This window comes from Aminobacter sp. P4_D5 (assembly GCF_056401815.1).
Window position 1 is genome coordinate 1 of sequence record NZ_JBFUIP010001320.1, and the last position, 533, is coordinate 533.

The following is a 533-nucleotide window of genomic DNA, read 5'->3' on the forward strand; positions in this document are numbered from 1 at the left end:
GTTCACGCTTGCATGTGTGCGTGTGTCTTTCCCTCAGCCAAGGCCCTTAGTCAGGAAGACGCCAGTCGCCTCGCCTTCTCTGCAGCGAGATCGGTGACGGAGCCGGCAGCAGATCCGGTGCACCACCGCGCCCACGCTTCCATCATCGGTCGGCGCTCTAGCCTGGCGGTCTCAGCACTCATGGAACGCTGTAGAGGCTCCGCGCGCAGCTGGACCCCGCCGGCGCCAAAACCCGCGAGCAATAAGCGTTGATGTCGCCCTCGCTAAAGCAAGGCTCGAAATCCGCCATCGAAGCACCCAGCATCGAAGGGGCGTAACTCGGCGACTGAGCCACAATAGCGATGATGGCCTCGGCGGCGTGCGACTGCCGCGAGGGGGCCGCGGCGAAGAAGCGGGTGATCATCCGCTGTGTGTAGATGTGAAAGATGCGCTGTGTGCCAAGATAGGGCGAATCCAGGGCGCCGTGCTGTGCCAGGATGACGGGCGCCAGGCCGGGCGGGGAGCAGGACTGTTTGTAGCGATCCACGTAGCTG

Annotated in this window: 1 protein-coding gene; it reads right to left on the reverse strand. The window is 64.0% G+C overall.

Translation table 11 applies throughout. The features are described from left to right. Positions 1-178 precede the first annotated feature (178 nt). Positions 179-533 (reverse strand): hypothetical protein (locus AC1DWF_RS38165; RefSeq protein ID WP_476843597.1); only part of this gene is annotated, 355 nt, incomplete at its 5' end.